Annotated in this window: 2 protein-coding genes; both read left to right on the top strand. The window is 72.0% G+C overall.

All coding sequences use genetic code 11. From position 1 onward, the window contains the following. The first annotated feature begins 237 nt into the window (after positions 1-237). A complete protein-coding gene (locus ACIQ8J_RS24490; RefSeq protein ID WP_403274265.1) occupies positions 238-6,720 on the top strand; it encodes an amino acid adenylation domain-containing protein in 6,483 nt (2,160 codons plus the stop codon). Further along, entirely contained in the window at positions 6,720-23,099 is a 16,380-nt protein-coding gene (locus tag ACIQ8J_RS24485) for an amino acid adenylation domain-containing protein (protein ID WP_403274266.1), read from the top strand. Before ACIQ8J_RS24490 ends, ACIQ8J_RS24485 begins: the two co-directional genes overlap by 1 nt. The last annotated feature ends 20 nt before the right edge of the window (positions 23,100-23,119 follow it).

Below are 23,119 nucleotides of genomic sequence, written 5' to 3'. Positions count from 1 at the left end.
GGATCGAGCCGATACCGGCCTGGTCTACGCTATCGGCCAGGCCTTCGAATTACAGGCGCGGAGAAATTCCCGCCGCTGCGGTCAAACGACCTTTCCGCTTGGTATTGCAAGCATGGATTCCACATGTGATCCATGCCCCTTTCATTGACGTCTAACCACTCTGGGGGAAGTCCCTTGTGTTCTTTTGGGCAGAATTCGTTGCTGGGTGAGCTCAATGACACGGAGGTTCCGGTGCCGGTGGAGACGTTCACTGAATTGTTCGAGCGGCAGGTCGCGACGGCACCCGAAGCGGTCGCGGTGGTCTTCCGCGACGTTCAGGTGACTTACCGGGAACTCGACGAGCGCGCGAACCGGCTGGCGCGCCTGCTGATCCGGCGCGGCATCGGGCCCGAGGCGGTCCTCGGCATCGCGATGCGGCGCTCGCCCGAGTGGGCCGTGACCGTGCTCGCCGTGCTGAAGGCGGGCGGTGCGTACCTGCCGATGGACTCGGCCTACCCGGCCGACCGGCTTACGTACATGGTTCAGGACTCCGCGGCCCGCCTGATCCTCGCGGACGTGGCCACGGCCGGGGAACTGCCCGAACTGCCCGTGCCCGTACTGCGCCTGGACGACCCGGCCATTGCGCGCTCGGTGGCCGCCCTGGACCCCGCCCCGCTGACCGGGGACGAGCGAATACCGGCGTCGGTGACCAACACCGCGTACGTCATCTACACCTCGGGTTCCACCGGCCGCCCCAAGGGCGTGCAGGTCACCCACACCGGATTCGGCAGCCTGCTCGCCACGCAGATCGACCGGCTCAAGGTGAGCGCCGGCAGCCGGGTGCTGCAGTTCGCCTCGCCCAGCTTCGACGCCTCGGTGTGGGAACTGTGCATGGGCCTGCTCTCCGGAGCCACGCTCGTGCTCGCCGACAAGGACCAACTGGCCCCGGGCAGCCCGGTGGCCGACACGATCGCCGCGCACGGCGTGACCCACGTGACGCTTCCGCCGCCGGTCCTCGCCGCGGTGCCGGCCGGTTCGCTGGCCACCGTCGAGACCCTGGTCGTCGCCGGTGACGCGACCTCGCCGGAACTGGCCGCCACCTGGTCGGCCGGCCGACGCATGATCAACGCGTACGGCCCCACCGAGACCACCGTCTGCGCCACCATGAGCACGCCGCTGCCCGGGGACGGCCGGGTGCCGCCCATCGGCACGGCGATCGCGAACGCCCACACCTACGTGCTGGACGCCGAACTGCGGCCGGTCCCGGCCGGAGTGACCGGTGAGCTGTACGTGTCGGGCGCGGCGCTGGCCCGCGGCTACCTCGGCCGGCCCGGACAGACCAGCGGGCGCTTCGTGGCCTGCCCGTTCGGCGAGCCCGGCGAGCGGATGTACCGAACCGGCGACCTCGCGGAGTGGACGCCCGACGGCGACCTGATCTTCCACGGCCGGGCCGACACCCAGGTCAAGATCCGCGGCTTCCGGATCGAGCCCCACGAGATCGAGGCGGCCCTGGAGACGCACCCCGGAGTGGCCCACGCCGCCGTCATCGCCCACGAGGTGCCGGGCAGCGGCCGGGGCAAGCAGCTGGTCGGCTATGTCGTCCCGGCCAGGAGCGAGGAGGCCGACACCAGCGCCCAGCAGGGCGCGTACGGCGCCATCGCCTTCGAATCCGGCTTCGCGGTGGGGGAGTTGCGCCCGTTCCTCGCGCAGCGCCTGCCGGACTACATGATCCCCGCGACCTTCACCGTCCTCGACCACCTGCCGCTCACCCCGAACGGAAAGCTCGACAAGGCCAAGCTGCCGGAGCCGGAGTTCCGGGGCGCCGTCTACCGGGCGCCGCGCACCGGGCACGAAGAGATCCTGACGGGTCTCTTCGCCGAACTCCTCGGCCTCGACCAGGTCGGCATCGACGACGACTTCTTCGCCATCGGCGGCGACAGCATCCAGTCCATCCAGGTGGTGACCCGGGCGCGGGCGCACGGCCTGGTGCTCAGCTCGCGGGAGATCTTCGAGCGCCGCACCGTGGCCGAACTGGCCGAGGTGGTGGCCGCGAACGCCGCGAACAGGGAAGCAGGCGCGGACACGGTCCTCGAAGAGCTGGAGGGCGGCGGCACCGGCTGGATGCCGCTGCTGCCGGTCGCCCAGTGGATCCGCGAATGGGGGCCGGGCTTCGACCGGTTCCTCCAGGCGATGGTGCTCGACCTGCCCGAGGGCATCGACCGCACCCAGCTGGCGGCCACCGTCGGCGCGGTGCTCGACCGCCACGACCTGCTGCGGTCCCGCCTCGTCGCCGACAACGGCGGCGGCCTGCTGGTCACCCCGCCCGGCTCGGTGCAGGCCGATCCGCTGATCCGGCGCGTCGCATGCGACGGACGCTGGGACGAGTCCTGGACGCAGACCCTGCTGGGCGAACTGGACGCGGCGGCCGAACGCCTCGACCCGGCCGCCGGCGTGGTCGCGCAGTTCGTGTGGTTCGACCCGGCACCCGGCGCGGGCGCCGGCCGCCTCCTGGTGGCGCTGCACCACCTCGTGATCGACGGGGTGTCGTGGCGGATCCTGATGCCCGACTTCGCGGCGGCCTGGGAGCAGATCAAGGCCGGCGAGACACCTCAACTGCCGGACGTGGCAACCTCGGTGCGGCGCTGGGCGCACGCCCTGGCCGACGAGGCGGCGACCCCGCGGCGCATCGCCGAGCTGAAGCTGTGGCGCTCGATCGTCCAGGGCCCCGACCCGGTGCTCGGCACCCGGCGCCTGGACCCCGAGCTCGACGTCGTCTCCACCGTCGAGAAGACCCATGTGGAGCTCCCGGCAGCGGTCACCGAGGCCCTGCTCACCGCCGTGCCCGCGGCCTTCCGCGGCGGCGTCAACGACGGCCTGCTCGCCGCTCTCGCCCTGGCGCTCGCCCAGTGGCGCGCCACCCGCGGCGTCGAGGAGTCCTCGGCGCTGGTCCGCCTCGAAGGCCACGGCCGTGAAGAGGACGTGGCGCCGGGCGCCGACCTGTCGCGCACCGTGGGCTGGTTCACCAGCGCCTTCCCGGTACGCCTCGACCTCCAGGGCGCCGACCTCCAGGACGCGTTCGCCGGCGGCCCCGCCGCGGGCCGCGTACTGAAGGCGGTCAAGGAGCAGATGCGGAGCATCCCCGACAAGGGCATCGGCTACGGCCTGCTGCGCCACCTCAACCCCCGCACCGGCGCGCTCCTGCGCGAACACCCCCTCGGCCAGGTCGGGTTCAACTACCTCGGCCGGTTCTCCTCCGCCGCCGACATGCCCGAGCACCTGCGCGGCCTCGGCTGGACGCAGGCGGACGTGGCCGAACTCGCCGAGCTCGACGCCGGCCAGGACCCCCGCATGCCGGCCCCGGCCGAACTCGACATCAACGCCAGCGTCACCGACACCCCCCAGGGCCCCCGCCTCGGCGCGGTGTTCGCCGCCCCCACCGGCGTGCTCACCCCCGCCGAGGTGCGCGAGATCGCGGACCTGTGGTGCGCCGCCCTGGGCGGCCTCGCCCGGCACGTCGCCGAGCAGGGCGCGGGCGGCCTGACGCCCTCGGACCTGCCCCTGGTGAGCGTCGGCCAGAGCGACATCGAGGCATGGGAGGAGCGCTACCCGGGCCTCGCGGACGTCTGGCCCGCCACCCCCCTGCAGTCGGGCCTGCTCTTCCACTCCCAGCTCAACGACTCCACCTTCGACGCCTACCAGGTCCAGTACGCGCTGCACCTGTCCGGCACCGTCGACGCGGCCCGGATGCTCGCCGCCGGCCAGGCGCTCCTGGACCGCCACCCCAGTCTGCGGGCCGCGTTCCTGCCCGACTCCAACGGCGACCTGGTCCAGCTGATCCTGGAAGGCGTCCCGCTGCCCTGGCAGGACATCGACTACAGCGGCCTCGGCGAGGCCGAACGCGCCGAGGCCTTCGAGCAGTTCCTCGCGGACGACCTGCGCACCCACTTCGACCCGGTCGCGCCGCCGATGCTGCGCCTGGCCCTGGTCAAGATGGAGGCGGAGCGGTACGAACTCGTCCTGACCGCCCACCACGTCCTGTTTGACGGCTGGTCCGTGCCGCTCCTGATGCAGGACCTGCTGAAGCTGTACGGCTCGGCCGGGGACGCCTCGGTGCTGCCGCGGGTGCGCAGCTACCGGGACTTCGTGGACTGGCTGTCGCGCCAGGACCCCGACGAGTCGGCCCGGGTGTGGACCCGTGAACTCGACGGGGTGGGCGAGCCCACCCTGCTCGTCCCCGGCGCCGGATCCGGACACGGCGGCGCGGGCATCGGGCAGGTCGACGTCCAGCTGTCCGGCCAGGAGGCCCGCGACCTGATGCGGCGCGCCGCCGACCTCGGCGTCACCCTGAACACCGTGGTCCAGGGCGCCTGGGCGATCCTGCTCAACCAGCTGACCGGCCGCCCGGACGTGATCTTCGCGTCCACCGTGTCCGGCCGTCCCCCCGCGGTGCCCGGCGTCGACGCGATCGTCGGCATGTTCCTCAACACGCTGCCCGTACGGGTCGAGACCGCACCCGGGGCCACGCTCGCCGAGCTGCTGTCCGGGGTGCAGAACCGCCAGGCCGCACTGATGGACCACCACCACTACGGGCTGACCGAGATCTACACGGCGACCGGCCTGGACGCGCTGTTCGACACCATCATCGGGTTCGAGTCCTTCCCGCTGGACCGGGTCGGCATCGCCGAGGCGTGCCGGGCGGCCGGGATCTCGGTCACCGGGATCCGCTCGTTCACCGCGAGCCACTACCCGGTGACCCTGCTGGTCTTCATCGAGTCCGACGGACTGCGGCTGACCGTGCAGTACCAGCAGAACGTGCTCGACCAGAGCGCGGCCGAAGCCATCGCCGCCCGCTACGGGCGGATCATGCGCGGCCTCGCGGCGGACCCCGCCCAGCGCGTCGGCCGGATCGACGTACTGGAGCAGCCCGAGCGCGAACGGCTCGCCGAGCTCAACGACACGGCGGCCGCCCCGTCCGAGGCGAGCATCCCCGAGCTGTTCGAGCGCCAGGCCGCGGCCACACCGGACGCGGTGGCTCTCGTGCACGGCGATGTGTCGTGGACCTACCAGGAGCTGAACACGCGGGCCAACCAGCTGGCGCACGAGCTGGTACGCCGCGAGGCCGGGCCGGAGACGCTGGTGGCCGCGGCGCTGCCGCAGAACCCCGAGCACGTGGCCGCGCTCCTCGCGGTCCTCAAGTCCGGCGCGGGCTACCTGCCGCTGGACCCGCAGGCTCCGGCCGGCTACCTGCAAACGCTGCTCGCCGACGCCGGTCCGGCGCTCGTCCTGACGGACGCCGCCACTCCAACTGCCCTGGCGGACAACGGAGTTCCGCAGCTGCGCCTGGACGAGATCACGGCCGGCCCCGACACCGACCTCGGGGACCAGGACCGGATCCGGCCGCTGCTCCTGGACCACGTGGCCTGGCTGACCTACACCTCGGGCTACCCGGGCGGGCCGAGGGGCGTGACGATCACCCACCGCGCGGTGGCCGACCGCGTACCGGGCCTCGCGGCGCACCTGGGCGACCAGCCCACGACCCACGTCCTCGCGACGCGGCAGACCACCTTCGAGGTGGCGGCGCTGACCCTGTTCACCGCGCTGTGCACCGGCTCAGGCGTCGAACTGACCGAGGTGGAGACGGAGTTCGCGGATCGCGCCGGCGGCGTGATCGGTGCGGTTCCCTCGGTGTTCGCCGCCCACCTCGACCAGGCCGCGGGCGAGATCGGCGCCAGGACGGTGCTGTTCGCCGGTGAGCCGCTGCCGGCGTCGCTGGTCGAGAAGGTGCGCAAGGCCGCCCCGGGCGCCCGCGTGGTGAGCGCCTACGGACCGGTCGAGTCCTTCTGCGCCACCGCCTTCGCCCTCCCGGCCGGAGACGGACCGGCGCCGACGGGGGACGCCTCCGTCGGAGCCCCCCTCCCGAACGTACGGGCCCATGTGCTCGGCGCGGGCCTCACCCCGGTGCCGCCCGGCGCGGTCGGCGAGCTGTACATCGCCGGCAGCACGCTCGGGCGCGGCTACCACGGCCGTCCCGCACTCACCTCCGCCCACTTCGTGGCTGACCCCTTCGGCCCCGCCGGATCGCGGATGGTGCGCACCGGAGACCTCGCCCGCTGGAACGCCGACGGCCGCCTCGAATACGTACGGCGCGCCGACACCCAGGTCACGATCCGCGGCGAGCGCATCGAACCCGCCGAGATCGCGGCCGCCCTGGCCGCACACCCCTCGGTCGAAGAAGCAGTGGTGGTCGCCCACGACGGCGACACACACCAGCTCGTGGGCTACGTCGTCCCCGCCCAGGCGGACGGCGCCGACGTCGACGAGATCACCGCCTTCGCCGCGCAGCGCCTGCCCGGCCACCTGGTCCCGGCCGCGCTCGTCCTCCTCGACCAGCTGCCGCTGACCCCCGGCGGACAGCTGGACCGGTCGGCCCTGCCCGAACCCGGACCCGCGGGACCCCCCTACCGGGCCCCGCGCAGCGAGCAGGAGGAGAGCCTCTGCGCGCTGTTCGCCGAAGTGCTCGGAGTGGAACGCGTCGGCATCGACGACGACTTCTTCGAGCTCGGCGGCAACTCCCTGACGGCGACCCGCCTGACCAGCCGCATCCGCAAGACGCTCGGAGTCTCCGTGACCATCCGGGCCATATTCCAACACCGCAACATCGCTGAACTGTCGCGCACGGTGAAGAGTGCGAACGCGTCGAGTCGCCCCCGTCTGCGCAAGATGAACAGGAGTGGACAGTAATGATCCCGTTGTCGTTTGCGCAGCGCCGGCTGTGGTTCATCGAGCAGTTCGAAGGCCCCTCGGCGACGTACAACGTTCCGTTCCTGGTGCGCCTCAACGGCCCGCTGGACGTGACGGCCCTTCAGTCGGCCGTACGGGACGTGGTGGTCCGGCACGAGAGCCTGCGCACGCTGATCGTCGCGAACGCCGACGGCGTTCCTTCCCAGCAGGTCGTGCCGGTGGACGAGCTGGTGCTCGACGTGCCGCTCGTCGAGGTGGCGCCCGACGTGCTGGAGCACGCCGTCGACCAGGCCGGGCAGTCCACCATCGACCTGGCCACGGAGATCCCGGTACGGGCCACCCTGTTCCGCGCGGGCCCCGAGGAGCACGTCCTGGTGCTGCTCATCCACCACATCGCCAGCGACGGCGAGTCGGTGGTGCCGCTGGCGCGTGACCTGGACACCGCCTACACGGCCCGGATCCTCGGCGAGGCGCCGGACTACCCGGAGCTGCCGGTCCAGTACATCGACTACACGCTGTGGCAGCGCGAGGTGCTCGGCGACGAGGACGACCCGGACAGCGTGCTCAACGCCCAAGTCCAGTACTGGCGCGATGAGTTGGCGGGCATCCCGCAGCCGCTTCGGCTGCCCGTCGACCGCCCGCGTCCGCCGTCCGCCAGCCACCGCGGCGGCATCGTGGAGTTCCCCATCGAGCCCGAACTGCTCGCCAAGGCCGAGGAGTTCGCCCTCGACCGCGACGTGTCGGTGCCGATGGTGATGCAGACCGCGCTCGCGGTGCTGCTCCAGCACCTGGGCGCCGGTGAGGACATCCCGATCGGCAACACGATCGCGGGCCGCACCGACGACGAACTCCAGGACCTGATCGGCTTCTTCGTCAACACCTGGGTGCTGCGCACCGACCTGTCGGGCAACCCCACCTTCAACGACCTCGTCGGGCAGGTGCAGGAGAAGGCGCTGGCCGCCTACGACAAGCAGGACGCCCCGTTCGAGCGCCTGGTGGAGGAGCTGAACCCGGAGCGCTCCACCGCGTACCACTCCCTGTTCCAGACCATGTTCACCTGGGAGAACGAGCGCTGGATCGACCTCGAACTGCCCGGCGGCCTCCAGGCGCGCCTGGAGGCGCAGGCCACCTCGTCGGCCAAGTTCGACCTGGAGTTCAACTACTTCGCCGACCCTACCAAGCCGGGCATGCTCGTCTACATCGAGTACGCCACCGACCTGTTCGACCACGCCACGGTCGAGGCCATCGCGGCCCGCTACATCCGCGTCGTCGAGCAGATGGTGGCCGACCCCGACAAGCCGGTCCGGCAGGCGGACGTCCTCGCGCCGGCCGAGCGGGAGCTGGTGCTGCGCGGGTTCAACGACACCGCGGCGCCCACGCCCCAGGTGACCGTCCCCGAACTGTTCGAGCAGCAGGTCGCCCGCACGCCGGACGCGGTCGCCGTGGTCTTCGACGGCGCGGCCCTCACCTACCGGGAGCTGGACGCGCGGGCCAACCGCCTGGCGCGTGAGCTGGTCGGGCGTGGTGTGGGTCCGGAGTCGGTGGTGGCGCTCTCGCTGCCGCGTTCGGCGGACCTGGTCATCGCCCTGCTCGGTGTGCTGAAGGCGGGCGGCGCGTATCTGCCGATCGACCCCAAGTACCCCAGCACCCGGCTCGACTTCATCTTCTCCGACGCCCGGCCCACACTGCTGCTCACCGACGCGGAGACCATCGGGATCCTCCCGGAGACCGACACCCCGCGCCTGTACCTCGGCGACCTCGACCTGGACGGCAGCGACGGCACACCGCTCGACAACACCGAGCGGCACGGCGCGCTGCGCCCCCACAACATCGCGTACGTGATGTACACCTCCGGCTCGACCGGACAGCCCAAGGGCGTGGCCATCACCCACCACACCGTCGTCAACGGTGTGACACGGCTGGTGTCCGCGGTGGGCGTGGACTCCAACACCTGGCTCCTGGCGGGTACGTCCATCAACTTCGACGTGTCGGTGTTCGAGCTGTTCACCGCGCTGTCGACCGGCGGCACCCTGGAAGTGGCCCGCGACGTCCTCGTCATCGGCGAGCGCGGCGGCTGGTCGGGCGGCGTGATCAGCACCGTCCCGTCGGTCTTCGTGGAACTGCTCGACCAGGTGGGCGGCGAGATCAGCGCCGAGACCGTGGTCTTCGCCGGTGAGGCGCTGCCCGCCGCGCTCGTGCAGCGGGTCCGCGAGACGATCCCCGGCATCCGGGTCGTCAACGCCTACGGACAGACCGAGTCCTTCTACGCCAGCACCTTCGCCCTGCTGCCCGAGGCGGAGTGGGACGGCGCGGGCAGCGCCCCCATCGGCGTTCCGCTCGGCAACATGCGCACCTACGTGCTCGGCCCCGGCCTGGAGCCGGTTCCCGTCGGCGTGGTGGGCGAGCTCTATGTGGCGGGCAACGTGGCGCGCGGCTACTACAGCCGTACCGGCATGACCGCCGAGCGCTTCGTCGCCGACCCCTACGGCCCGGCCGGATCCCGGATGTACCGCACCGGCGACCTGGCCCGCTGGAACGCCGACGGCCAGCTGGAGTACGCCGGCCGCGACGACTCCCAGGTGAAGATCCGCGGCTTCCGCATCGAGCCCGGCGAGATCGAGGCCGCCCTGACGGCCCACCCGAGCGTCGCCCAGGCCGTGGTGACCATCCACGAGGGCCGCAGCGGCACCGGCAAGCAGCTCGTCGGCTACGTGGTCCCGGTGGAGATCGAGGAGAGCGGTCTGGGGAGCGTCGAGAGCCTCGGCGACCTCGACATCGACATCACCGCCGGTGTCTCCGCCCGCGATCTGCGCCGCTTCGTCGCGGGCCGGCTGCCCGAGTTCATGGTGCCGTCGGTGTTCGTGATGCTGGACCGGCTGCCGCTGACCCCCAACGGCAAGCTGGACCGCAAGGCGCTGCCCGAACCGGAGTTCACCGGCGGCGAGTACCGCGCGCCGCGCACCCCGGTCGAGCAGACCCTCGCGGCCGTCTACGCCGAGGTCCTCGGCCTCGACCAGGTCGGCATCGACGACGACTTCTTCGCCATCGGCGGCGACAGCATCCGCTCCATCCAGGTCGTCTCCCGGTCCCGCGCGGAAGGCGTCGAAGTGACGCCGCGTCAGATCTTCGAGAGCCGTACCGTGGCCGAGCTGGCCGAGGTCGCCCAGGCGAGCGGCCCCGCCGGGGCCGGCCCCGTCCTGGAGGAGCTGGAGGGCGGCGGCGTCGGCTGGATGCCGCTGCTGCCCGTCGGCAAGTACCTCATGGAGCTGGGCGGCGGAACCAACAGGTTCTCCATGTCCCTGGTGGTCGAACTGCCCAAGGGCATAGACCAGGACGGCCTCGCCGCGACCCTCGGCGCGGTCCTCGACCGCCACGACGCACTGCGCTCGCGCCTGGTGCACGGCGACGACTGGGGCCTGGAGGTCGACGCCCCCGGCTCGGTCGACGTACCCCGGCTGATCCACCGCGTCTCCTGCGACGGCCGGTGGAACGAGCAGTGGCAGGAGCTGGCCGCCGCCGAACTCGACGCGGCCACCGGCCGCCTGGACGCGGCCGCCGGGACGATGGCGCAGTTCGTGTGGTTCGACGCGGGCACCGACGCCCCGGGCCGGCTCCTCGTGGTGCTGCACCACTTCGTGATCGACGGAGTGTCGTGGCGCATCCTGCTGCCCGACTTCGCCGCCGCCTGGGAGCACGTCAGCGCCGGCCGGACCCCGGAGCTCGGCCAGACCACGACCTCGGCGCGGCGCTGGGCGCACGCCCTCGTGGACGCCGCGGCCTCGCCCGAGCGGGTCGCCGAACTCGACCTGTGGCGCACGGTGGTGGCCGGACCCGACCCGGTGCTCGGCACCCGCCCCCTCGACCCGGCACTCGACGTCGTCTCCAAGTCCGGGCACCTCTGGGTCCGGCTGCCGGAGGCGATCACCGAGACCCTGCTCAACACGCTCCCCGCGACCTTCCGCGGCGGCGTCAACGACGGCCTGCTCACCGCGCTCGCCCTCGCCGTCACCCGCTGGCGCCGGGCCCGCGGCATCGAGGAGCCCTCGACGCTGATCCGCCTCGAAGGGCACGGCCGCCAGGAAGAGGCAGTGCCGGGCGCCGACCTGTCGAGCACGGTGGGCTGGTTCACCACCATGTTCCCCGTCCGCCTCGACCTCGAAGGGGTCGACCTGGACGAGGCGTTCGCGGGCGGAGCGTCCGCGGGCAACGCGATCAAGGCGGTCAAGGAGCAGCTCCTCGCGATCCCGGACAAGGGCATCGGCTACGGCCTGCTGCGCTACCTGAACCCCGAGACCGCCGAGGAGCTGAAGCAGCACTCCACCGGCCAGATCGGCTTCAACTACCTGGGCCGCTACTCGACCACGGACATGCCCGAGCACCTGCGCGGCCTCGGCTGGACCCAGGCCGAGGGCACCACCGAACTGGTCGCCGACCCCGACGCCGACATGCCCGCGCTCTCCACGCTCGACCTGAACGCACTGGTCACCGACGGCGAGCACGGTCCGCAGCTCAGCGCCCGGCTCGGCTTCGCCACCGGCGTGCTCACCGAGGACGACGTACAGGAACTCGCCGACTACTGGCGGGCCGCGCTCGAAGCGCTCGCCCGGCACGCCGAGCAGCCCGGCGCGGGCGGACTCACCCCTTCGGACGTGCCGCTGGTCTCGGCGACCCAGCGCGAGATCGACCTGTGGGAGAAGCAGTACCCGGGTCTCGCGGACGTCTGGCCGCTGACCGCCACGCAGTCCGGTCTGCTCTTCCACACGCTGATGGTCGACGCCGCCTTCGACGCCTACCAGATGCAGATGGTCTTCCACCTGTCCGGGCAGGTCGTCCCGTCCCGGATGCGGGCCGCGGGCCAGGCGCTCCTGGACCGGTACGCCGCCCTGCGCACCGCGTTCGTCTCAGACGCCGCCGGCGACCAGGTCCAGGTCGTCCTCGACCACGTCGAACTGCCGTGGCGGGAGGTCGACTTCAGCCGCCTCGGTGAGGAGGCCCGCGGCGCGGCGCTCAAGCAGCTCCTCGCCGAGGACCACGCCACGCACTTCGACCCGCTCACCCCGCCGATGCTGCGGATGACCCTGGTCACCATGGGCCCGGACCGCGCGGAGCTGGTGTTCACCGCCAACCACGTCCTGTTCGACGGCTGGTCGGTGCCGCTGCTCCTGGAGGACCTGCTGCGCCTCTACGGCTCCGACGGGGACACCTCGGCGCTGCCCCGCGTACGCGGATACCGGGACTTCCTGGTGTGGCTGGCGCAGCAGGACCGCGACGAGGCCGCCCGGGTGTGGGCCGGTGAGCTCGCCGGGATCGAGGAGCCCACCCTGCTCGTCCCCGCCGCCGTGTCGTCGGACGCGGCACCCACGGGCATCGGCCAGGTCGACGTCCCGCTGACCGCCGAGCTCTCCCAGGAGCTGTCCCGGCGCGCCTCCGAGCTCGGCGTCACCATGAACACCGTCGTGCAGGCGGCCTGGGGCCTCCTCCTCGGCGGCCTGACGGGCCGTCAGGACGTGGTGTTCGGCACCACCGTCTCCGGCCGCCCGCCCATGGTGCCGGGCGTGGACTCCATGGTCGGCCTGTTCATCAACACCCTTCCGGTACGGGTGAACTGCGCCCCCGCGGACACGCTGCACGAGGTGCTGACCGGCCTCCAGGACCGCCAGGGCGCGCTCCTGGACCACCAGCACTACGGGCTCGCCGAGATCCACCACGCCACCGGTCTCAAGTCCCTGTTCGACACCATCGTCGTCTTCGACTCGTACCCGATCGACCGCGCCGGCATCTCCGAGGCGTACTCGGCGGCGGGCATCGCGGTGACCGGCATCAGCCCGCTCAGCGGCACCCACTACCCGATGATCGTGACCGCGACCGCCGAGCCGCGGCTGCGCGTCGCGCTGGAATACCAGCACCACCTCTTCGACAGCGCGGCCGTCGAGACCATCGCCGCCCGCTTCGAGCGGATCCTGCGGCAGCTGGTCGAGGACCCGCAGGTGCGGGTCGGTCAGGTCGACGTGCTGGAGGCGGCCGAACGCGACCGGCTCCTGGTCGAGCTCAACGACACGGCCGCGCCGTTCCCCGAGCTCACCCTGCCGGCCCTGTTCGAGCGCCAGGCGGCGCTGACCCCGGACGCGGTCGCGGTGGTCTTCGAGGAGACCTCGCTGACCTACCGCGAGCTCGACGGGCGGGCGAACACCCTGGCCCGTGAGCTCGTCGCCCGCGGGGCCGGTCCGGAGAAGGTGGTGGGCCTCGCCCTGCCGCGCTCCGCCGACCTGGTGGTGGCGATGCTCGCCATCGTCAAGTCCGGCGCCGGATACCTGCCGATCGACCCGAAGTACCCGAGCCACCGGCTGGACTTCATCCTGTCCGAGGCCCGCCCGCAGCTGATCCTCACCGACGCCGCGACCGTGGACGTACTGCCGCGCACCGACGTCGCCCACCTGCTGCTCGACGGCCTCGACCTGGACGCCGCCGGACCGGCCGCGCCGCTCGGCGACGAGGAGCGGACGGCACCGCTGCGCCCCGAGCACCTCGCCTACGTCATGTACACCTCGGGCTCCACCGGGACCCCGAAGGGCGTCGTGATCACCCACGGCACCGTCGTCAACGGCGTGACGCACCTGGCCTCGCGGGTCGGCGCGGTCGCCGGCTCCCGGATGCTGGCGAGCACCTCCATCAACTTCGACGTGTCGGTCTTCGAGATCTTCACCGCGCTGTCCGTCGGCGCGAGCGTCGAGGTCGTCCGCGACGCGCTGGTCCTCGGCGAGCGCGACGGCTGGACGGGCAGCGTCATCAGCACCGTCCCGTCGGTCTTCGCCGAACTGATCGACCGCCTCGCGGACCGGATCAGCGCCGAGACGCTGGTGTTCGCCGGTGAGGCGCTCCCCGCCTCGCTGGTGCACAAGATCCGTACCGTGCTGCCCGGCGTGCGGGTGGTCAACGCCTACGGGCAGACCGAGTCCTTCTACGCCACCACCTCCGCCGACTCCGGCGACGGCACCGGCAGCGCCCCGATCGGCACCCCGCTCGGCAACATGCGCACCTACATCCTGGGTCCGGGCCTCACGCCGGTACCCCCGGGCGTGGTGGGCGAGCTGTACATCGCGGGCGCCGTGGCGCGCGGCTACCTGGACCGCCCCGCGCTGACCGCGGAGCGCTTCGTCGCCGACCCGTTCGGCGCGGCGGGCTCGCGGATGTACCGCACCGGCGACCTGGCGCGCTGGAACGCCGACGGCCAGCTCGAATACGTCGGCCGCGACGACGCCCAGGTCAAGGTGCGCGGCTTCCGCGTCGAACCCGGCGAGATCGAGGCCGCGGTGACCGCCCACCCCGGCGTCTCCCAGGCCGTGGTCATCGCCCGCGAAGCGGGCGGCACCGGCAAGCGCCTGGTGGCCTACGCGGTTCCCACCGCGGCCGCCGAGAACGGCATCGACATCGACGAGCTGCGCAAGTTCGTGGCCGCCCAGCTGCCGGAGTTCATGGTCCCCGCCGCCTTCGTGGTCCTGGAGCGACTGCCGCTCGCCCCGAACGGCAAGCTCGACCGGGCCGCCCTGCCCGAGCCGGAGTTCACCGGCGAGGCCTACCGCGCGCCGCGCACCCCGCAGGAAGAGGTCCTGTGCGCGCTGTTCGCGGAGGTCCTCGGGCTCGACCAGGTCGGCATCGACCACAACTTCTTCGACATCGGCGGGCACTCGCTCCTCGCGACCCGGCTGGTGAGCCGGATCCGCACCTCGCTCGGCATCGAGGTGCCGATCAGGGCGGTCTTCGACTCGCCCACCGTCGTGGAGCTGACCGGGCACCTCTCGCCCGGCTCCCGGGTGCGGCCGCAGCTGCGCAAGGCCGAGCACCGGCCCGACCTGGTGCCGCTGTCCTTCGCCCAGCGCCGGCTGTGGTTCATCGACCGCTTCGAGGGCCCCTCGGCCACGTACAACGCGCCCTTCCCGCTGCGCCTGACCGGCACCCTGGACGTGGCCGCACTGGAGTCGGCGGTACGGGACGTGGTGGCGCGGCACGAGAGCCTGCGCACGCTGATCGTGGAGGACGCCGAGGGCGTCCCGTTCCAGCGGGTGCTCCCCGCCGACGAGGCCACGCTCGACATGCCCCTGGTGGTGACCGACGAGGAGGGCCTGCCGGACGCCATGGCCGAGGCCGTGGCCCACCGCTTCGAGCTCTCCAAGGACATCCCGGTGGCGGCGACGCTGTTCCGCACCGGCGAGCAGGAGCACGTCCTGGTGCTCCTCATCCACCACATCGCCAGCGACGGCGAGTCCATGGCCCCGCTGGCCAGGGACCTCGGTACCGCGTACACCGCCCGCATGCAGGGCGACGCCCCGCAGTGGGCGGACCTCTCGGTGCAGTACGTCGACTACACGCTGTGGCAGCGCGAGGTGCTCGGGGACGAGAACGACCCCGACAGCGCGCTGGCGGGCCAAGTGCGGTACTGGCGCGAGGAGTTGGCGGGCGTACCGCAGCCGCTCCAGCTGCCCGTCGACCGCCCGCGTCCGCCGTCCGCCAGCCACCGCGGCGACACGGTCGAGTTCGGCCTCGCGCCGGACGTGGTGGCCAGCGTCGACGAGCTGGCCCGCGCGCACGGCGTGACCGTCTCGATGGTCCTGCAGTCGGCCCTCGCGGTGCTGCTGCACGGCCTCGGCGGCGGCGACGACCTGACCATCGGGTCGCCGATCGCCAACCGCACCGACGAAGGCCTCGCGGACCTGATCGGCTTCTTCGTCAACACCTGGGTGCTGCGCGCCGACCTGTCGGGCAACATCACCTTCGAGGAGCTGCTCGACCAGGTGCGGAACAAGTCCCTGGCCGCCTACGACAACCAGGACGTTCCCTTCGAGCGCCTGGTGGAGGAGCTCAACCCGGAGCGCTCCACCGCGTACTCGCCGCTGTTCCAGGTGATGTTCGCCTGGCAGAACTTCGCCCGGAAGGACTTCACCCTGCCCGGTGTGCGGGTGGAGTTCGAGCGGGTCCGCAACGAGTCCGCGAAGTTCGACCTGTTCTTCAACATGGCCGACCTTCCCGGCATGGGCGTACTGGGTCATCTGGAGTACGCCACCGACCTGTTCGACCGCAAGACGGTCGAGGCCGTCGCCGCCCGGTTCACCCGGGTCGTGGAGCAGCTGGCGGCCGATCCGCGCCAGCGGGTCAGCACGGTCGAGCTGGTGGAGCCGGCCGAGCGGGAGCTGGTGCTGCGCGGGTTCAACGACACCGCGGTGGCGACCCCCGACCTGACCGTCCCCGGCCTGTTCGAGCAGCAGGTCGCCCGCACGCCGGACGCGGTCGCGGTGGAGTCCGGCGAGCAGTCGCTGACCTACCGGGAGCTGGACGCGCGGGCCAACCGCCTGGCGCGTGAGCTGGTCGGGCGTGGTGTGGGTCCGGAGTCGGTGGTGGCGCTCTCGCTGCCGCGTTCGGCGGACCTGGTCATCGCCCTGCTCGGCGTACTGAAGGCGGGCGGCGCGTATCTGCCGATCGACCCCAAGTACCCCAGCACCCGGCTCGACTTCATCCTGTCCGACGCCCGGCCCACGCTGCTCCTGAGCGACGCGGAGACCGTCGGGATCCTCCCGGAGACCGACACCCCGCGCCTGCTCCTGGGCGACCTCGATCTCGCCACGAGCGAGCAGGACGCCGGATTCGGCGACGCCCAGCGGATCTCCGCGCTGCGGCCCGAGCACGTGGCGTACGTGATGTACACCTCCGGCTCGACCGGACAGCCCAAGGGTGTGGCCATCACCCACCACAACGTGGTGAACGGTGTGTCGGCGCTGGCGGCCTCGGTCGGCATGCACCCGGGCACCCGCACCCTGGCGGGCACGTCCATCAACTTCGACGTCTCGGTGTTCGAGACCTTCACCACGCTGTCCTCGGGCGGCACCCTCGAAGTCGCCCGCGACGTCCTGGTCATCGGCGAGCGCGGCGGCTGGAGCGGTGGGGTCATCAGCACCGTCCCGTCCGTCTTCGCCGAACTGCTCGACCAGACGGCCGGCCGGATCAGCGCCGAGACCGTGGTCTTCGCCGGCGAGGCCCTCCCGGCCTCCCTGGTGCGACGGGTGCGCGAGACGATCCCCGGCGCCCGGCTGGTCAACGCCTACGGGCAGACCGAGTCGTTCTACGCCAGCACCTTCGCCCTGCTTCCCGAGGCGGAGTGGGACGGTGCGGGCAGCGCCCCGATCGGCGCCCCCATCGGCAACATGCGCACCTATGTGCTCGGCCCCGGCCTCGTGCCCGTGCCGCCGGGTGTGGTGGGCGAGTTGTACGTCGCCGGGAACGTCGGGCGCGGCTACCACCGGCGTCCGTCGCTGACCGCCGAGCGCTTCGTCGCCGACCCGTTCGGTCCGGCCGGATCGCGGATGTACCGCACCGGCGACCTGGCCCGCTGGAACGCCGACGGGCAGCTGGAGTACGCCGGCCGCGGTGACGCGCAGGTCAAGGTGCGGGGCTTCCGCATCGAGCCCGGCGAGGTCGAGGCCGCGCTGGTGGCCCACCCCGAGGTGGCCCAGGCGGTGGCGATCGTCCGCGAGGGACCGGGCCGCGGCAAGCAGCTGGTGGGCTATGTCGTGCCGGTCGGCGCGGACTCGGACCACAGCGTCGACGGCCTCGGCGATCTCGAAGTGGACATGACCGCCGGTCTCTCCGCCCGCGATCTGCGCCGCTTCGTCGCCACCCGGCTGCCGGAGTTCATGGTGCCGTCCGCCTTCGTCGTCCTGGACCGGCTGCCGCTGGCCCCGAACGGGAAGCTGGACCGGGCGGCCCTGCCCGACCCGGAGTTCACCGGCGGGACCTACCGCGCGCCGCGCACGGCGGTCGAGCAGACCCTCGCCGCCGTCTACGCCGACGTGCTCGGCCTGGAGCGGGTCGGTCTCGACGACGACTTCTTCGCGGTGGGCGGCGACAGCATCCGCTCCATCCAGGTCGTCACCCGGGCCCGCGCCCAGGGCATCGAAGTGACACCCCGTCAGATCTTCGAGCAGCGCACCGTTGCCGAGCTGGCCGAGGTCGCCACCAGCGACATCGGGGCCCGCCTGGTGCTCGAAGAGCTCGAAGGCGGCGGCGTGGGCCGCATGCCGCTGCTGCCGATCGGCGCGTACATGCTCGAACTGGGCGGCGGCTTCGACCGGTTCTCCATGTCGATCGCCCTGGAACTGCCCGAAGGAATCGACGAGCACCAGCTCGCCGCGACCCTCGGCGCGGTCCTGGACCGCCACGACATCCTGCGCTCCCGCCTCCTGCTGGAGGACGGCGGCGCCCTGGAGGTCGCAGCGCCCGGCACGGTGGACGCGGCCTCGCTGATCCGCAAGGTCGTCTGCGACGGCACCTGGAGCGACTGGCAGCAGGCGGCCGCGGCAGAGCTGGACGCCGCGACCGGCCGCCTCGACCCGGCCGCCGGAGTGATGGCCCAGTTCGTCTGGTTCGCCCCCGAGCAGGGACCCGGCCGCCTCCTGGTGGCACTCCACCACCTGGTGGTGGACGGAGTGTCCTGGCGGATCCTGGTCCCGGACCTCGCCGAGGCCTGGAAGGAGATCCGGGCCGGCCGGACCCCGGAGCTCCCCGAGGTCGGCACCTCCATGCGGCGCTGGACGCACGCCCTGGTGGAGCAGGCGGCGAGCCCCGAGCGGGTCGCCGAGATGGAGCTGTGGCGCGGCACGCTGGACGGACCCGACCCCGTACTGGGATCGCGGCCGCTCGACCCGGCGGTGGACGTCCTGTCGACCGTCGAGCACCTGGAGATCCAGCTGCCGGTCGCGGTGACCGAGGCGCTGCTCACCTCGGTGCCGGCCGCCTTCCACGGCGGCGTCAACGACGGCCTCCTGGCCGCCCTCGCGCTCGCCGTCGCCAAGTGGCGGCGCGGGCGGGGCGTCGTGGAGTCCTCCGCGCTGATCCGCCTGGAGGGCCACGGCCGCGAGCAGGACATCGTGCCGGGCGCCGATCTGTCGCGCACCATGGGCTGGTTCACCAGCATGTTCCCGGTCCGCCTGGACACCGCGGGCTTCAGCCTGGACGAGGCGTTCGCCGGCGGCGCGGCCGCGGGCGGTGTGGTCAAGGCCGTCAAGGAGCAGCTGCGGGCGGTCCCGGACAAGGGCATCGGCTTCGGCCTGCTGCGCTACCTCAACCCGGAGACCGCCGCCGAGCTGCGGCAGCACTCCGCGGGGCAGATCGGGTTCAACTACCTGGGCCAGTTCTCCTCGGCCGACATGCCGGAGGAGCTGCGCGGCCTCGGGTTCACCCAACTCCCCGACATGGACGCGCCGTTGGACGCCGACATGCCGGCCATGTCCACCGTGGAGATCAACTCGGCGGTCATCGACACCGGCCAGGGCGCCCAGCTCGGCGCCATGATCGGCTTCCCGGCCGGGGTGCTCACCCGCGAAGAGGTGCAGGAACTGGCCGACCTGTGGTGCGAGGCGCTGACCGCGCTCACCCGCCACGTCGCCACGCCCGGCACCGGCGGTCTGACCCCCTCGGACCTGCCGCTGGTCTCGGTGCGGCAGAGCGACATCGAAGCCTGGGAGCAGCGCTATCCGGGTCTGGCCGACGTCTGGCCGCTGACCCCGCTCCAGTCCGGACTGCTCTTCGAGTCCACGCTGCTCGACGACGACACCTTCGACGCGTACCAGATGCAGATCGTCTTCCACGTGTCCGGCCAGGTCGACCCCGCCCGGATGCGCCTGTCCGGGCAGGCGGTGCTCGACCGGTACGCCAGCCTGCGCACCGCGGTCGTCACCGACGCCGGAGGCAACCAGGTCCAGGTCGTCCTCGACCACGTCGAGGTGCCCTGGCGGGAGGTCGACCTCAGCACCCTGGACGAGGGAGCCCGCGAGGAGGCCTTCGAGAAGCTCCTCGCCGACGACCACCACGAGCACTTCGACCAGGCCACGCCCCCGCTGCTGCGCCTCACGCTGGTCACGATGGGCCCGGACCGCTCCGAACTGGTCCTGACCGCCCACCACATGCTGTTCGACGGCTGGTCGTTCCCGCTCCTGATGCAGGACCTGCTGCGCCTGTACGGGTCCAGCGGCGACGCCTCGGCGCTGCCGAGGGTGCGCGGCTTCCGGGACTTCCTGGTCTGGCTCTCCCAGCAGGACCACGACGCGACCGCCCGCGCCTGGGCCGAGGAATTCGCCGGGGCCGACCCGACGGTGCTCGCCCCCGGGGCCCCGGACAACGAGGGTGTCGGCCAGATCGACATCCCGCTGCCGCTGGAGGATGCGCGCCTGCTCAACCGGCGCGCATCCGAGCTCGGCGTCACCGTCAACACCCTGCTCCAGAGCGCCTGGGGCGTGCTGCTCGGCCAGCTCACCGGCCGTCAGGACGTGGTGTTCGGCGCCACCGTCTCCGGCCGCCCGCCGGCCCTGGCGGACGTCGACTCGATCATCGGCCTGTTCATCAACACCCTTCCGGTGCGCGTCACGTACGCCCCCGGGGACTCGCTCGCCGATCTGGTCACCGGTCTGCAGAAGCGGCAGGCGGCGCTCCTGGACCACCACTACTACGGGCTGAGCGACATCCAGCAGTCCCTCGGGCACAAGAGCCTGTTCGACACGCTGGTCGTCTTCGAGTCCTTCCCCGTGGACAAGGAGGGCCTCACCGACGCCAACACGGCGGCGGGCATCGCCTTCACCGGCATCCGCCCCTTCTCCGGCACCCACTACCCGCTGGCCCTGATGGCCGGTGCCGAACCGCACCTGATGATGGTCCTCCAGTACCGGCAGGGTGCCTTCGGCCGGGACGAGGTGGAGGCGATCGCGGCCCGACTGGCGCGGATCCTGCGGCAGTTGGCGACCGAGCCGACCACACCGGTGGGACGGGTGGACGTACTGGAGCCGACCGAGCACCAGCGGCTGCTCGAACTCAACGACACGGCCGCCACCACGCCCGAACTGACCGTTCCCGGTCTGTTCGAGCGCCAGGCGGCGGCGAGTCCGGACGCGGTCGCGGTGGTCTGCGACGGCCAGGAGCTGACGTACGGTCAGGTGAACGCGCGGGCCAACCGGCTGGCGCGCGAGCTGGTACGGCGCGAGGTCGGACCCGAGTCGGTGGTGGCCCTGTCGCTGCCGCGCTCGGCGGACCTGGTGGTCGCACTCCTCGCGGTACTGAAGGCGGGCGGCGCCTATCTGCCGATCGACCCCAAGTACCCCAGCCACCGCCTGGCGGCCATCCTCACCGAGGCCCGCCCGCAGCTGATCCTCACCGACACCGCCACCGAGTCGGTGCTGCCGCCCAGCGACAGCGCCGTGTTCCACCTGGACACCTTCGACCTCGAAGGGTCCGCAGCGGACACCGATCTCACCGACGGGGACCGGACCGCCCCGCTGCGCCCCGAGCACCTGGCGTACGTCATGTACACCTCGGGCTCCACCGGCACGCCGAAGGGTGTGGCCATCACCCACCACACCGTCGTCAACGGTGTGCTGCGGCTGGCTCCCCAGGTGGGCATGGGTCCGGGGCGGCGGGCACTGGCGAGCACCTCGATCAACTTCGACGTCTCCGTGTTCGAGATCTTCACCACCCTCACCTCGGGCGGCAGCATCGAAGTGGTCCGCGACGTCCTCGTCCTGGGCGAGCGGGACGGCTGGTCGGGCAGTGTGATCAGCACCGTCCCCTCCGCCTTCGCCGAACTGGTCGACCAGATCGCGGAGCGCACCACCGTCGACACGCTGGTCTTCGCCGGTGAGGCGCTGTCGGCGACGCTGGTGGAACGGGCCCGCGCGGCGTTCCCGGGCGTGACCGTGGTCAACGCCTACGGGCAGAGCGAGTCCTTCTACGCCACCGCCTTCGCCGCCCCGGGCGACGAGGAGTGGACCGGCTCGGGCAGCACTCCCGTCGGTACGCCGCTGGGCAACATGCGCACCTACGTCCTCGGCCCGGGTCTGACGCCCGTGCCGCCGGGCACCGTCGGAGAGCTGTACGTCGCCGGAAGCATCGGCCGCGGCTACCACAACCGCCCCGGCCTGACCGCGGAGCGCTTCGTCGCCGACCCGTACGGTCCGGCCGGTTCGCGGATGTACCGCACCGGCGACCTGGCCCGCTGGAACGCCGACGGGCAGCTGGAGTACGCCGGCCGCGACGACTCGCAGGTCAAGGTGCGCGGTTTCCGCGTCGAGCCCGGCGAGGTCGAGGCGGCCCTCACCGCCCACCCCGACATCGCCCAGGCGGCCGTCATCGCCCGCGAGGGCCGGGCGGGCAACGCGGGCAAGCAGCTCGTCGCGTACGTGGTCCCCGCGAGCGAGGGCCTCACCGCCGACGAACTGCGCCGACTGGCCGCCGAACGCCTCCCGGACTACATGGTCCCCGCGGCGTTCGTGACGCTGGAGCGGCTCCCGCTGGCCCCCAACGGCAAGCTGGACCGCAAGGCGCTGCCGGACGTGGAGTTCACCGCCGGGACCTACCGGGCCCCGCGCACCCCGCGCGAGGAAGTGCTGTGCGGACTGTTCGCCGAGGTGCTCGGCGTCGAGCGGGTCGGGATCGACGACGACTTCTTCACGCTGGGCGGGCACTCACTGCTGGCCAGCCGGCTCATCAACCGGATCCGCACGCTGCTCGGCGTCTCGATCCCGATCCGGGTCATGTTCCAGTCGGCCACCGTCGTGGAGCTGGACGAACACCTGGCGTCGGGCACCGGATCGTCGGAGTTCACCGACCCGTTCGGAGTCGTCCTGCCCCTGAAGACCGGGGGAGACGGGGCACCGGTGTGGTTCGTCCACCCGGGTGTCGGGCTCTCCTGGGCGTACATGGGATTCGCCGCCCACCTGGGCGACCGGCCCCTGTACGCGATCCAGGCGCGCGGCTTCGACGGTGCGGCGCTGCCGGAATCGATCGAGGAGATGATCGCCGACTACGTGGAGCAGATCCTCAAGGTCCAGCCGGAGGGCCCCTTCCACCTGGTGGGTCTCTCCCTGGGCGGCACCCTCGCCCAGGCCATGGCGGCCCGGTTGCAGAGCCAGGGCCACGAAGTGGCCACCCTCGCCCTGCTGGACTGCGTCCCCGCCTCCTGGTTCACGCACAACGAGACGGTCGACGTGTCCGAGGTGCGCGAGTTCTTCGGCGAGCGCCTGCCGGCCCTGGCCGGAACGGCCGAGGGCGACCGGGAATCCCTGATCGACAATTCGGCGGCCATCATGGTGCGGCACATCACGCTGATGAAGGACTTCGAGTCCCCGGTATTCAGCGGTGACGCCCTCTTCTTCAACGCGACGCTGAATCCCGACGATTCGTACCGCGCCCACTGGACTCCCCACATTCTCGGGGACGTTCAGGAATGGGACATCCACTCCACGCACCTCGGAATGAACATGCCGGGCCCCGCGGCCGAGATCTGCAAGGTCATCAACCGGCACCTCAATGGCATCAAGGCAACTTCGGGAGCTTCTCTTGTATGACGTGATTGTGGTTGGCGCGC

The organism is Streptomyces sp. NPDC094147 (assembly GCF_044764265.1).
In the GTDB taxonomy this organism is placed as follows: domain Bacteria; phylum Actinomycetota; class Actinomycetes; order Streptomycetales; family Streptomycetaceae; genus Streptomyces.
This window is presented reverse-complemented; position numbering and strand designations above follow the sequence as displayed.